General features: G+C 62.3%; 13 protein-coding genes and 1 tRNA gene. 8 read left to right on the top strand and 6 right to left on the bottom strand.

Annotated elements, in window-relative coordinates; all coding sequences use genetic code 11:
• Positions 1-48: 48 nt before the first annotated feature.
• From J3364_RS18570 to J3364_RS18550, 5 genes are all read right to left on the bottom strand, one after another.
• Positions 49-993, bottom strand: coding sequence for a ribose-phosphate diphosphokinase (locus J3364_RS18570; RefSeq protein ID WP_123635752.1), 945 nt, complete (start codon positions 991-993; stop codon positions 49-51).
• A 52-nt stretch (positions 994-1,045) separates the two neighbouring features.
• Positions 1,046-1,120: transfer RNA gene (locus J3364_RS18565), tRNA-Gln, on the bottom strand.
• Positions 1,121-1,139: 19 nt separating this feature from the next.
• Positions 1,140-1,994, bottom strand: coding sequence for a 4-(cytidine 5'-diphospho)-2-C-methyl-D-erythritol kinase (ispE, locus tag J3364_RS18560; RefSeq protein ID WP_349559674.1), 855 nt, complete (start codon positions 1,992-1,994; stop codon positions 1,140-1,142).
• Positions 1,991-2,629: a lipoprotein insertase outer membrane protein LolB gene (gene lolB / locus J3364_RS18555; protein WP_349559687.1), complete on the bottom strand. Its 639-nt coding sequence runs from the start codon at positions 2,627-2,629 to the stop codon at positions 1,991-1,993. Before lolB ends, ispE begins: the two co-directional genes overlap by 4 nt.
• Positions 2,630-2,640: 11 nt before the next feature.
• Positions 2,641-4,392, bottom strand: a complete 1,752-nt coding sequence (locus J3364_RS18550; RefSeq protein WP_349559673.1) for a tetratricopeptide repeat protein — start codon at positions 4,390-4,392, stop codon at positions 2,641-2,643.
• 495 nt (positions 4,393-4,887) lie between these two features.
• Between J3364_RS18550 and hemA the strand changes: the two genes are divergently transcribed.
• From hemA to J3364_RS18530, 4 genes are read left to right on the top strand one after another with little or no spacing between them, the layout of a single operon-like run.
• Positions 4,888-6,231, top strand: a complete 1,344-nt coding sequence (hemA, locus tag J3364_RS18545) for a glutamyl-tRNA reductase (RefSeq protein WP_349559672.1) — start codon at positions 4,888-4,890, stop codon at positions 6,229-6,231.
• A gap of 46 nt (positions 6,232-6,277) precedes the next feature.
• On the top strand, positions 6,278-7,363 hold the full coding sequence (gene prfA / locus J3364_RS18540) for a peptide chain release factor 1 (protein ID WP_349559671.1): 1,086 nt from the start codon (positions 6,278-6,280) through the stop codon (positions 7,361-7,363).
• Positions 7,356-8,219, top strand: a complete 864-nt coding sequence (gene prmC, locus J3364_RS18535; RefSeq protein WP_349559670.1) for a peptide chain release factor N(5)-glutamine methyltransferase — start codon at positions 7,356-7,358, stop codon at positions 8,217-8,219. The genes prfA and prmC overlap by 8 nt, the downstream gene beginning before the upstream one ends.
• Positions 8,206-8,958 (top strand): HesA/MoeB/ThiF family protein, encoded by a 753-nt coding sequence (locus J3364_RS18530; protein ID WP_349559669.1) that lies wholly within the window; start codon positions 8,206-8,208, stop codon positions 8,956-8,958. Before prmC ends, J3364_RS18530 begins: the two co-directional genes overlap by 14 nt.
• Here J3364_RS18530 and phrB read toward each other — a convergent pair.
• Positions 8,952-10,355 (bottom strand): deoxyribodipyrimidine photo-lyase, encoded by a 1,404-nt coding sequence (phrB, locus tag J3364_RS18525; protein WP_349559668.1) that lies wholly within the window; start codon positions 10,353-10,355, stop codon positions 8,952-8,954. The genes J3364_RS18530 and phrB overlap by 7 nt on opposite strands.
• Before the next feature lie 209 nt (positions 10,356-10,564).
• Here phrB and J3364_RS18520 point away from each other — a divergent pair, with 209 nt between their 5' ends.
• The 4 genes from J3364_RS18520 to rimK are packed head-to-tail and all read left to right on the top strand — an operon-like array spanning position 10,565 to position 13,616.
• Positions 10,565-11,368, top strand: a complete 804-nt coding sequence (locus J3364_RS18520) for a DUF432 domain-containing protein (RefSeq protein WP_349559667.1) — start codon at positions 10,565-10,567, stop codon at positions 11,366-11,368.
• Between the two features lie 7 nt (positions 11,369-11,375).
• Positions 11,376-12,263 carry a mechanosensitive ion channel family protein gene (locus J3364_RS18515; RefSeq protein WP_407944063.1) on the top strand — a complete coding sequence of 296 codons (888 nt, stop codon included), beginning with the start codon at positions 11,376-11,378 and terminating at the stop codon, positions 12,261-12,263.
• Complete coding sequence (locus J3364_RS18510) at positions 12,238-12,714, top strand: ATP-dependent zinc protease family protein (RefSeq protein WP_349559666.1); 477 nt, start codon at positions 12,238-12,240, stop codon at positions 12,712-12,714. Before J3364_RS18515 ends, J3364_RS18510 begins: the two co-directional genes overlap by 26 nt.
• Positions 12,711-13,616, top strand: a complete 906-nt coding sequence (gene rimK / locus J3364_RS18505; protein ID WP_123635741.1) for a 30S ribosomal protein S6--L-glutamate ligase — start codon at positions 12,711-12,713, stop codon at positions 13,614-13,616. The genes J3364_RS18510 and rimK overlap by 4 nt, the downstream gene beginning before the upstream one ends.

Here is a 13,616-nt window from a genome sequence, read left to right as displayed (position 1 = left end):
GAGCCCGAATGAGGGCTCCCTGTTCATTAATTCAATAAAATCGCGGGCTTATTCGAACATTGCGCTGATCGATTCTTCGTTGCTGACGCGACGGATCGATTCGGCGAGCAGTTCAGCCATTGCGAGGGGGCGGATTCTATCACAATTGCGCGCTTTGTCACCCAGTGGAATGGTGTCACAAACCACGAGTTCATCCAGTTGCGAGGCGTTGATGTTCTCAATCGCCGGACCGGACAGGACCGGGTGGGTGATGTAGGCCACAACCCGGGCGGCGCCATGCTCTTTCAGCGCGTTGGCTGCCTTGCACAGGGTGCCGGCGGTATCGACGATGTCGTCCACCAGGATGCAGGTCTTGTCCTGCACGTCACCGATGATGTGCATCACCTGGGAGACGTTGGCTTTCGGGCGGCGCTTGTCGATGATCGCCAGGTCGGCGTCGTTCAGGCGCTTGGCCACGGCACGGGCGCGAACCACGCCGCCGACGTCCGGAGACACGACGATGAAGTTGTCAAAACGCTGGCGTTCGATGTCGTCGAGCAGGACCGGGGTGGCGTAGATGTTGTCCACCGGGATGTCGAAGAAACCCTGGATCTGATCGGCGTGCAGGTCGACGGTTAATACCCGGTCGATGCCGATGCTGGTAATCATGTCCGCGACGACCTTCGCGCTGATGGAAACCCGGGTGGAGCGAACGCGACGGTCCTGACGGGCGTAGCCGTAGTAGGGCACGACGGCGGTGATGCGTGTGGCGGATGCGCGACGCAGGGCGTCAGCCATCACGATCAGTTCCATCAGGTTGTCGTTGGTCGGGTAGCAGGTTGGCTGGATGATGAAGACATCGTGGCCACGGACATTCTCATTGATTTCAACGGTGGTTTCGCCATCGCTGAATTTACCGACGGTCGCTTCACCCAATGGAATGTGCAGTTTCTGGGCGATACTACGGGCGAGTTCCGGGTGGGCGTTGCCGGCGAAAATCATTAACTTGGACACGACGGAGTCCTTCTCAGTTTCAGCGTTGAGTTCAGAAGAAGCGGGAGAAAGGTGGCTGGGGTGGCAGGATTCGAACCTGCGCATGACGGGATCAAAACCCGTTGCCTTACCACTTGGCGACACCCCAGTATCGTGCTTTTTCGGCATCAGTCTAGCTCTGTCAGCTTTGCGTGAAGCGGTGAGCGATTCACCCCTCTCGTGACGAACCCGGTGATGCCGGAGGGCTTAGAATCCCAAACCTCGCGGGCCTTGGATTCTGTTGGGAAACGTCCAAATATGCAAGCCCCGGTTCCGGTTAATCTTGCAGGTCCGAATTTTGAAAGCCAGTCCCGGCTTTTTTCAACCTCAGGATACAGCTTACAGACTATATCCTCACAGTCGTTTCGGTACCTTGAGGCGTCTCCCTCAAAAGCGGGCGCTATTGTGATCGGCGGCGTATTCCTTGTCAACCCTTCCTCGGAAAAAATCATTCCAGTGTTTATTTCGCAGTCAGGTTTGACCACAACGAACCAGTCTTCCGGGGGATAACAGGGGGTTAGGCGCTCACCAACACCCTCGGCAAACGCGGCGTGACCGCGGACGAACACCGGCACATCGGCGCCCAGTTGCAAGCCGAGTTCGGCCAGTCGATCGATCGGGATATCCAACTGCCAGAAATGGTTGAGGCCAAGCAGGGTGGTGGCGGCGTCGGAACTGCCGCCTCCGATACCGCCGCCCATGGGCAGACGTTTGGTCAGGTGGATGTGGACACCCGGCAGTTCACGTGCCGATTCAGCCTGCAGAAGGCGCGCGGCTCGTATGATCAGGTTGCTGTCCTCAGGCACGCCTTCGATGGCCGGTTCCAGGATGACCTCAGAGCCGGCAGCGGGGGAGAAGGTCAGCTCGTCGCCGTGCTCCAGGAACTGGAACAGCGTTTGAAGCTCATGGTAGCCGTCCGGGCGGCGGCCGATGATGTGCAGGAACAGATTGAGTTTGGCCGGCGCCGGCAGCGTAAACGTCATGATGAGGTGCCGAGCGCCTGCCATTGGGTGATGACCAGTCGGATACGGCGCTCGCCTTTCAGGGCCGTGATGCGCGCCGGAAGCGCCGGATAACCGTCGATGAACGACTGGCGGCGATCGATGCGGATATCCCAGCCCTGCTGGCGAATGGCGGCCAGCTCGCCGCTGTTGTCGAACAGCAGCTCGAAGTCGTCGCCCGGGGCGGGCAGGCCGCGGATCCACCAGGTCAGACTTTCCAGCGGGAAATGCCAACCGGTGGCCGCCTGGATCAGCTGCTGTGGGTCGTTGGATCGGTAGTTCTTGCCATCCGGCATGGTCAGGCTGAGGTAGCCGGGCATGCCTTCCAGTTCGGTGCGTCCAACGCCGAGGAACGCCGACGAAAGCAGCAGATGGTACTGCTCGTCCACCTGTTGCCACTGGTTGATGATGGCCGAGCCGCTGTCGTCGGGCTGCTTGACGGCCAGCTTGCCCTGCAGCTCCCAGCGGGTCAGTTGCGTCAGCTGGGCACTGCGCTGGGCCCAGTCCGCCGGCGGCTGGTTGGTGAGGCCGTCCGGCAGGGGCGCTTTGGGAACGCTGGCGCAGGCGGCCAGTGTGAGGGTCAGGATCAGGGCAAAGCCGTAACGCAGGACAGTCATCGGGTACCGACTCAAAGATCCTGCTCCTCACCCAGCCGCTTCATGGTGGCGGGGATCTGGGTGTCGTCCGGGTGTTCGTCCAGGGCGCGGCGCCAGATCACGCGGGCCTGATCCTCGTCGCCGCTGACGTAGAGGGCTTCGCCGTAATGGGCGGCCACTTCCGGATCGGGGAAGGCGTCATAGGCGCGGCGCAGGAAGTCCAGGGCCTGGGCCATGTGGCCGAGCTTGAAGTGAACCCAGCCGACGCTGTCGAGGATGGCGGGGTTGTCCGGATCCAGCTTGAGGGCCTTCTCCAGCAACTCGCGCGCCTCCTTCAGGCGGTCGGTTTTCTCGGTGAGGATGTAGCCGAGAGCATTGAGCGCCACGGCGTTGTCCGGATGGGTGTCGATGATCTGGCGCAGGTCGGCTTCCGCTTCTTCGGTGCGGCCCATTTCGTCGAACAGCATGGCCCGGGCGTAGCGGATACGGGCGTTGTCCGGGAACGTTTGCAGGGCTTCGGTGGCGGCGCCGAGGGCGTCGTCATTCTGATCCAGGTCGAGTAGGGTGTTGACCTCGACCAGCCACAGGTTCTCGGCCAGGTCCGGCATCTGCTGGCGCAGCGCTCGCAGATCCCGCAGGGCGTTATCGAGATCGCCGCTGCTGCCCCGCAGGTACGTGGCCCGGGACACCGCCGGGAGGAAGTGATTGCCTTCGCCAACCTGGCTGTACTGGGCAATGGCCTCCTCCGTGTCACCCCCTTCGTCGGCAATGCGACCCAGGTAATAGTGGGCCTCGCTGACGTGCTGCTCCTTGTCGATCAGGATCTGCAGCGATTCCTTGGCGTCATCGGTGTTGCCGTTTTCCAGGGCGACCAGGGCGTAGGACAGGCGCAACTCGGGCACGTCCGGGAAGCGCGTCATCAGATCCTCGAACTGGTCTTCGGCGGCCTGCATCTGCTGTTCTTCGATCAGCATGCGGCCATAAAGGGTGCCCAGCTTGCGATTGTCCGGGTAGCGACGGGACTGGTGGCGCAGGTAGTCCAGCGCTTCTTTCTTCTGGCCCATCTGGTAGAGCAGGTCGCCGCGCAGGATGATGGCCGGCTGGAAGGCAGGCTGCTCGGATTCGTCCAGCAGCGGTTCCAGCTTGTCCATAGCGGCCTGGGTTTCGCCCTGGGACTTGAGCAGCAGGGCGATGCCGTACTGGATCTCACGATTGTCCGGGTGGCGTTTTTCCAGATCCTGGTAAAGTCCCAGCAATTGCGCCTGGTCTTCCTTGGGCAAACGAGCCGAGAGCGCCGCGAGATCGTCAAAATCCGCGTCCTCACCCTGGGCCAGGATCTGTTCCATGTGATAGAGCGCCAGATCGAAGTCCTTCTGGCGCACGTACTGGATCGCGGCAACCCGGTGGGCCTCAAGACTGTCCGGTTCGACTTCCAGCCACAGGTTGGCCAGCTGCAGTTGGGCATTGTCCGCGTTCAGTGACTGGGCGATCCGCATGGCGCGTTTGATCACGCCCAGGTCCCGGGAGGATTTGGCCGCTTCCACATAATTGACCAGGGTCACGTCATAGCGGCCGCGCTGGGCGGCGACTTCGGCTGCCAGCAGGCTATAGAGGGTGTCCTGATCGAAGTCGGCGTAATTGATCTTGTCTTCGGGGGGCGGCGTGACGGCCTGCTGTTCGGTCGATTTTCCGGTATCGGTCTGATCGTCTGTTCCGGAGAGGTTGGCGCAGCCTGCGAGCCCGAGTCCCAGAAGGACGGTTACAACAGAAAAAACAGGTTTCATGGTACGTCCGATGGCCATTGGCTTGAGGGACCTCTGATTAATCCATTCGCGTGTCGTCACGTCTGTCAGTTCGTCCCTGTAAAAGTTCGCGGAACCGTTGGAAAAAGTTCCTGAGTCCGGCGCCGCTGAATCACTCCTGACGGTTCTCCACCCTATGAAAGCAGCTCGATCTGGTGCGGCAAATCGACGCGGCTTTCCGGTCGGGGCTGGTCGTTGTGGATCGCCATGATCTGGAAACACGGTCCAGAGCGTGACGTGCCCCGAAAGCCAGAGATGCTCTGGAGTGACTCAGAGGCTCCCTTATTGCTGGCTTATAATGGCACAAGGCTAAACGCTTGCCCAATGACTGTTTTCTCATGCGCTTCAAGGCGGATTCGGTACCAAAGTAGGTGGCGTAGCGGTAACCCGTGGGTAGCGCCATCGGGATGGCGTCGCTAGAATGGGGTGTTAAGAAGCATCCTACATCCCGCTTTTTATACAGGTTTGCGCTGTTCGATGGCATTACTGACTCTGGGCATCAATCACCGTACGGCTCCCCTTGAACTGAGGGAGCGGGTGGCGTTCACCCCGGAGCGCATGGGGGAGGCTTTCTCCGCCCTGAAAGTCGTGGCTGGCGTCAGTGAAGCCGCCATCCTGTCCACCTGTAATCGCACCGAGCTCTTCCTTGCCGCCGAGGACGATTGCGCGAACGCTGTGCTGCGCTGGATCGCCGGTTTCCACGATATGGATGTCGACGAGCTGTCCGAGTCCTTCTATATCTACACCAACGCCGAAGCCGTGCGTCACATGATGCGGGTGGCTTCCGGGCTGGATTCCATGGTGCTGGGCGAACCCCAGATTCTGGGACAATTGAAGGAAGCCTACGCGCTGTCCCGGTCCCACGGGGCCAGTGGCTCGTTATTGTCCCGTCTGTTCGAGCAGAGTTTCTCCGTGGCCAAGCGGGTCCGCACGGAAACCACCATTGGGGAAAACCCGGTGTCTGTGGCCTACGCCGCGGTGAGCATGGCGCGTAATATCTTTTCCGACCTGCGCCGCAACAAGGCCCTGTTGATCGGCGCCGGCCGCACCATCGATCTGGTTGCCAGCCATCTGCGCGAAGCCGGTGTGCCGTCCCTGATCGTGGCCAACCGGACGCTGGAACGGGCCCAGGAAGTGGCCCGGCAACACGGCGGTCACGGCATCCTGCTGTCAGAGATTCCCGAACATCTGCCCGGCGTGGACATCGTGATTGCCTCCACCGCCAGCCAGTTGCCGGTACTGGGCAAGGGAGCCGTTGAACGCGCCCTGAAAATCCGCAAGCACCGGCCGTATTTTATGGTGGATCTCGCGGTCCCGCGGGACATTGAGCCGGAAGTGGCGCAGATGGACGACGTCTACCTCTATGCGGTCGACGACCTGCGTCAGGTGATCGAGGAAAACCTCCGCTCCCGGGAAGGGGCGGCGCGGGAAGCCGAGCGATTGATCGAGTCCGGCACCGAAGACTTCCTTTACCAGCTGCGGGCGCTGGATGCGGTATCGACCCTCAAGCAGTATCGCAACCATGCCGAAGACCTGCGCGACCTGGAAGTCGAACGCGCACTCAAGCAGTTGCGCAATGGCGGCGATCCGGAAACCCTGCTGCGCAGTCTGGCGAGGGGGATCACCAACAAGCTGCTGCATGAACCGTCCGTCCAGGTGCGCAAGGCCACCGCGGAAGGCCGCACCGAAGTGACCTACTGGCTGCGTGAACTGCACCAGCTGGGCCGAGCCCAGGATGATCTGCTGGCACCCCCGTCAGCAGCGGACACGACCGATGAGTCCGACCCTGCGCGCCAACCCCAATTCAATGATAAGATCTGACCACGTATTTTCCGGACCCGCCCGGGTCCGCTGACCTGGACACTGCATGAAATCTTCGATTCAGACCAAACTTGATCGGCTCAATGACCGATTCGAGGAAGTGAGCGCGTTGCTCAGCGACCCGTCCATCATTGCCAATCAGGATCGCTTCCGGGATCTATCCAAGGAGTACGCGGACATCGAGCCGGTCGTCCAGTGCTACCAGGCCTATCAGCGGGCTAACGACGACGTGGCCGAAGCCCGGGAACTGCTCCGCGATGGCGATGCCGACATGCGGGAAATGGCGGAGGAAGAACTGGCGTCAGCCCGGCAGAAAGTTGAAGCGCTTGACGAAGAACTGCAGCGTCTGATGATGCCGAGAGATCCGGACGACGGCAAGAACGCTTTCCTGGAGATCCGTGCCGGTACCGGCGGCGACGAAGCGGCCCTGTTCGCAGGCGACCTGTTCCGCATGTACAGCCGCTTTGCCGAAACCCGCGGCTGGAAAGTGGAAGTCATCAGCGACAGCCCGGGCGAGCATGGTGGCTACAAGGAAATCATCACCCGGGTGACCGGCGACCAGGTCTATGGTGCCCTCAAGTTTGAGTCTGGCGCCCACCGGGTACAGCGGGTGCCGGAAACCGAATCCCAGGGTCGCATCCACACCTCGGCCTGCACGGTGGCGGTGATGCCGGAAGCCGACGAGGCGGACGCCATCGAGATCAACAAGGCAGACCTGCGGGTGGATACCTTCCGCGCGTCCGGCGCCGGTGGGCAGCACGTCAACAAGACGGATTCCGCGATCCGCATTACCCACCTGCCAACCGGCATTGTGGTGGAGTGTCAGGACGAGCGCTCCCAGCACAAGAACCGCGCCAAGGCTATGAGTCTCCTGTCGGCCCGGCTGCAGGACGCCGAAACCGAGCGTCAGCAGCAATCTGAAGCGGCCCAGCGCAAAAGCCTGGTAGGCAGCGGCGATCGCTCGGAGCGGATACGGACCTACAATTTCCCCCAGGGCCGGGTGACCGATCACCGTATCAACCTGACCCTGTACAAGCTCGACGAAGTCATTGCCGGCGACCTGTCCCCGGTGATTGGCCCGTTGCAGCAGGAACGCCAGGCCGAGTTGCTGGCCAGTCAGGCGGATGAGTAACGCGCCCGACACCGTCGCCCGTCTGCTTGCCGATGCCGCCGCCCGTATTGGCGGTGATTCGCCCCGGCTGGATGCCGAGTTGCTGCTGGAGGCCGTGCTCGAACGCAGTCCCACCTGGTTCCGCACCTGGCCGGAACATGAGGTGACGCCGACGGATATTGCCCGCTTCAATACCCTCGTCGAACGCCGGATGACCGGCCATCCCGTGGCCCACCTGCTGGGTCATCAGGGCTTCTGGTCACTGACGCTGGAGGTCAGCGACCGCACACTGATTCCCCGTCCCGATACCGAGTGCCTGGTGGAAGCCGCCCTGGCTCTGCCGTTGCCCGAACAGGCTCGCGTCCTGGATCTGGGCACCGGCACGGGCGCGATCGCCCTGGCGCTGGCCAGCGAGAAACCGGACTGGTTGGTCCATGCCACCGATGCGGTGGACGATGCGGTCGCGTTGGCCCGTCGCAATGCGGAGCAGTTAGGCCTGCCCGTTCAGGTGAGCCGCAGCCACTGGTTCCGGGACCTGGCGTCCGCCCGTTTTGACCTGATCGTCAGCAACCCGCCTTACATTGCCGAGAGAGACCATCACCTGGACCAAGGGGATGTCCGCTTCGAGCCGGCGTCGGCTCTGGTGGCGGGTGCCGACGGGCTTGACGATATTCGTGAGATTGCCGCCACCGCGCCGAACTGGCTCCGCCCTGGGGGATGGCTACTAGTCGAGCACGGGTACGATCAGGGTCCGGCCGTACGCGATCTGTTCACGGCGTCGGGGTTTTGCGAGGTCGAGACCGGCCGGGATTATGGCGACAATGACCGGTATACCCTGGGAAGAATCGAAAAGGGAGAAATCGATGCTGACGGATAACGAACTGATGCGCTACAGCCGCCAGTTGCTGTTGCCGCAGCTGGATGTGCAGGGGCAGCTGCGTCTCAAGCAGGCGCGCGTGCTGATTGTCGGCGCCGGCGGCCTGGGTTGCCCGGTGGCGCTCTACCTGGGCGGGGCCGGCGTGGGCCGTCTGGTGATCGCCGACGACGATCGGGTCGACGTTGCGAACCTGCAGCGCCAGGTGGCTTTCCGGCAGGCCGACCTGGATCAGTCCAAGGCGGGCCGTCTGGCGGAAGCCGTGAGGTCGATGAACCCGGAGATCGCCGTGGACGCCGTCGAATCGCGCCTCGAGGGCGATGCCCTGCAGGCAGAAGTCGCTGCCGCGGCCCTGGTGGTGGATTGCACCGACAACTTCGCCACCCGCTTTGCCATTAACCGCGCCTGCGTCGACGCCGGCGTACCGCTGGTGTCCGGCGCCGCCATTCGCGGGGAAGGGCAGGTCAGCGTGTTCGACACCCGGGATACGAAGCAGCCCTGCTATCAGTGCCTGTATCCGGAAACCGGCGATGAGGATTTGCGATGCTCCGAAGCCGGTGTGATCGGACCGCTGGTGGGCATGATTGGCGCCTGCCAGGCGATGGAAGCCATCAAGGTATTGGCCGGTGTGGGCGTTTCCCTGGCCGGCCGGCTTCTGCTACTCGATGCCTGGCGCATGGAGTGGCGTGAAATGAAACTGGCCCGCGATCCGGGCTGCCCGGTCTGTCGCGACCGTCATTGATCGCGCAGCGCCTGGAAGCGGGCGATCGCCTCTTTCCGCGTTTCCTTCAAATCCACAATCGGCCGGACATACCCCTTGGGCACCGTGCCACCGGCGGCGGGGTTGTGGATGCGCTTGTTGTCCAGATCCCGCAACTCCGGCACAAAGCGGCGGATAAACGCGCCGTCCGGATCGAAGCGTTCGCTTTGGGTCGCCGGATTGAAGACCCGGAAGTAGGGCGCGGCGTCGGTCCCGGTCGAGGCGCTCCACTGCCAGCCGCCGTTGTTGGAGGCCAGGAAACCGTCTGCCAGGTGGCTCATGAACCAGGCCTCACCCTGGCGCCAGTCCAGGAACAGGTTCTTGGACAGGAACATGGCCGTCACCATGCGCAGGCGATTGTGCATCCAGCCGGTTTCCTTCAGTTGCCGCATGGCGGCGTCCACCAGCGGGATGCCGGTCTCGCCGTTTTGCCACGCTTTCAGATGGTCCTCGGAGGTGTTCCAGACCAGCGCCTCGGTTTCCGGTTTGAAGGCCCGGTGCATGCTCACCCGCGGGTAGTGGTAGAGGATGTGTACATAGAAGTCGCGCCAGCAGATCTCGTTGATCCAGCCGCGAATGCCGGTGGCGTCTTTCTGGTGGCGCATGGCTTCCTGCGCGGCCTGCAGGCATTGGCGGCCCGACAGGATACCGCTGGCCAGGTAGGGGGAGACCAGGCTGGTGCCGTCGATTGCCGGAAAGTCCCGGTCTTCCTTGTAGCGACTCGCCCGTTCTTCCAGGAAATCGATCAGCGCACGGTGTGCGGCGTCTTCACCCACGGCGACCAATGACGGCGGGGGATTCCGGAAGGCTTCGGGGGTGGTCGGGCGTGGCGGTGCCTTGATTTTCGGGCCCTGGGGCTCGGGAATGGCCAGGCATTCCGGTTGCGTGGTTTCCACCCAGTCCCACCAGCGGCGGGAGAACGGGGTGAACACCGAGTAGGGATCACCCTGCTGGGTCAGCACGCTGCCTACTGGCGCAACGGTCTGATCCCGGTATTTGTGCAAGGCGATACCCTGGTTGGCCAACCGATGGTGAGCGGCCTTGTCCCGGCGCCGTTCGTTGACGCCGTACTCCTCGTTGATATGGATCGTGGTCACTTTGCGCTCGCGTGCGAGGGCTTCCAGTGCGTCGAGGCTGTCGTCAAACCGGTCCGCTTCCAGAATGTGCAGAGGAATACCGAGGCCGGCCAGTTGCCTGCCAAGATCTTCCAGATGGTCGAGTACGAGTGCCACACGCGCCGGCGACCAGTCGTGCTCGGTCCACTGGCCCGGCGTCATCAGGAAGCAGGCTTCCACCGGCCCGTCACCGGCACAGGCGGCCACCAGGGCGGGGTTGTCGGCGACCCGGAGATCGTTGCGGAACCAGGCGAGCTGCGTCATGTCATGTCCTTTCACTGTGTTGCCGTGAGCCAATGCTGTCCCATGTATTCGCGGCCCCCGGATGTTTGGATTATAGTTAAATGAAATTATTGGATTTTATGGGCAACTCCCCATGGGGGTTAATGCTTACTTGAGCGAGTCCGCGTTCCGGCCTAAATAGTGCGCCTGGAACCGCCCATCCCCATTTCAAGCGAGACACACGACAGACCATGGAGCAGGCACAGGATGCCCCCGGCCGCTGGAATCACGCATTTGCGCTGCAGTCCGGCCAGACCCAGAAACACGAACTCAGTGAAACCCGACTCTGGGTGACGCTGCTCGACAATGAATGGCAGGTCCGCTGGGAGCGGGATGCCGGCGAAACGGACCGGACCGACTGGCGCCAGCTGGTCAGCCACGTCCTGCCCGGCAGCGAAGTCAAGCAGCACCGCTTTATCCGCCCGGATGAGGGGGGCGACGTGCTGTTCATGCCGGCGCTGGCGGACCGGCCGACTATGATCCGCTCCTATCAGCCGCTCACCATTCCCGCCGGCCGTGAATGCACCATCTATGTGGCGACCCTGGTGTGGTTGCGCATCCTGGTGGGCAATACACGAACCCAGTTGATCGAGCTGCCGCTGGCGGAGCCGTCCCTGACCTGGGTGGGCCGATCCACGATGGACGGCGAACTGTGCTATACAGCGCCCACCTACGCCCGGCTGGTGCTGGATGCGGTGCCCAAGCGGCCGTGGCGCGCCATCAGCCCGGTGCGGATCTGCAACCGGCGGCCGTCGCCACTGCTGCTGGAGCGCTTCAGTCTGCCGACACAATATCTGTCGCTGCACATGAACGAGCGTGGGCAACTCTGGACGCCCCGGGTGACCGTGACCTGCGACACCGATATGGAACATGCGGCTATGCGGATGTCCCGGCGTTTGCCGGCGGAAGCCGGAACCTGCGAGATGCTTGCGGCCGGTCGCATGCGCTATGACCGGGGCGTGCTGACCAAGGCGCTGGACCGGATTTTCGGATAGGAGACGATTGTTGGACGGAATTGGACAAGCGCTGACCACGGAGTTGGGCGGTATCGACTGGTTTGCCTGGATACGGGTAGCCATCCTGCTGGCGCTGGGGTTTGTGTTGGCAAGCCTGGCTTCGAGAGGGATGGGGGGGCTGCTGAGCAGCCGTTCGTCGAGGCATGTAACGGCGATGTTCGGACGGTTGGTGTTCTATGCTGTCTTTGTCATCTTCATTATCGCGGCACTGCGGGAAGCCGGTTTTGCGCCGGACGTCCTGCTGGGTGCGGCCGGCATTCTCACCGTCGCCATTGGCTTCGCCTCCCAGACTTCCGCCTCGAATATGATCAGCGGACTGTTCCTGCTGGTGGAGAAGCCGTTCGAGATTGGCAACTTCATTGAAGTGGATGGGACCATCGGGGAGGTGATCGGGATCGACATGCTCAGCGTTAAATTGCGAACGGCGGACAACCTGTACGTCAGGATTCCCAACGAAACGCTGATCAAGACGCGGGTCATTAACCGCTCGCGCTTCCCGATTCGCCGCCTCGACCTGAACGTTGGCGTGGCCTATCGGGAGGACTTGAAGCGCGTCCAGACCTTGCTGCTGGGGCTGGCTGGCGACAACCCGGCTTGCCTGGAGGAACCGAAGCCGTTTGTCCTGACCACCGGTTTCGGTCCATCCTCGGTAGACCTGCAGTTTTCGTATTGGGTCCCGGCCGACAAGGTGCTTGAAGGCCGCAGTTCCATGATGGAGGCCATCAAGGCCCTGTTTGATCGGGAAGGCATTGAGATTCCTTTCCCGCAGACGAGCGTTCACGCGGGCAGCGCCTCGGCGCCGTTCCAGGTGCAGTTGATTCCGGAGAAGAACCGACAGGAAGGAACCGATGACGACAAGCAAGAAGAACGTTGATCCCCTGGCGCTGACGCCACTCGGCTGGCGCGAATGGTTGGGCCTGCCTGATCTGGGTATCGATCGCATCAAGGCAAAGATCGACACCGGGGCGCGCACCTCCTGTTTGCACACTTTCCGAATGGAACCCTACACGGAGAAGGGAGAGCGCCGTGTCCGATTCTGGGTCCACCCGGAACAGAACAACCTGCACTCGGTGGTGGAATGCGATGCCCTGGTGCTGGACGAACGGATGGTCTCGGATTCCGGCGGCCACCGCGAGCAACGTCTGGTGATCAGCACGAATGTGGTGGTTGGCGAAGCCCACTGGCCCATTGAAATGACCCTGACCAACCGCGATACCATGCGCTTCCGCATGCTGTTGGGGCGCACCGCCATGTCCGGCCGTGCGCTGGTCGTTCCCGAACACTCTTATCTGGCCGGTCACCCGGCCCCTGGGAGCTCTAAATGAAGATTGCCGTGCTTTCTCGCAACAAATCCCTGTACTCCACCCGCCGACTGGTCGAAGAGGGGATTAACCGCGGGCACGATGTGCGGGTAATCGACTGCCTGCATTGCTACATGAACATCACCTCCGCCAATCCGGAGATCCATTATCGAAAGGAAATCCTGGACGATTTCGATGTGGTGATCCCGCGTATCGGCGCGTCAGTGACGTTTTACGGGACAGCCGTGCTGCGCCAGTTCGAGATGATGGGGGTATTCCCGGTCAATGAATCGGTGGCCATCAGCCGCTCCCGGGACAAGCTGCGTTCGCTGCAGCTGCTGGCCCGCAAGGGCGTGGGCATGCCGGTGACCGGTTTCGCCAACAAGCCTGACGACGTGCCCGAGTTGATCCGAATGGTGGGCGGCTCGCCGGTGGTCATCAAGCTACTGCAGGGCACCCAGGGCATTGGCGTGGTACTGGCGGAAACCCGCAAGGCGGCCGAAAGTGTGATCGAGGCCTTTATGGGCCTGAAGGCGGACATCCTGGTGCAGGAGTTCATCAAGGAAGCCGGCGGGGCCGACATCCGCTGTTTCGTGATCGGAGACAAGGTGATTGCCGCCATGAAACGTCAGGCGGGCGAGGGCGAGTTCCGCTCCAACCTGCATCGCGGCGGCACGGCCTCCCTGGTCCGTATTTCTCCCGAAGAACGCCGTACGGCGATTGCCGCCGCCAAGGCGATGGGCCTGAACGTGGCCGGGGTGGATCTGCTGCGCTCCAGCCGTGGGCCACTGGTGATGGAAGTGAACTCGTCACCGGGCCTGGAAGGTATTGAGACCGCGACCGGCAAGAATGTGGCGGGCATGATCGTCGACTGGACGGAAAAGAACCAGAAGCCGTGGAAGACACGGACCAAAGGGAGAGGCTGA

This window comes from Marinobacter sp. NFXS9 (genome assembly GCF_040148665.1).
GTDB lineage: Bacteria > Pseudomonadota > Gammaproteobacteria > Pseudomonadales > Oleiphilaceae > Marinobacter_A > Marinobacter_A mangrovi.
This window is presented reverse-complemented; position numbering and strand designations above follow the sequence as displayed.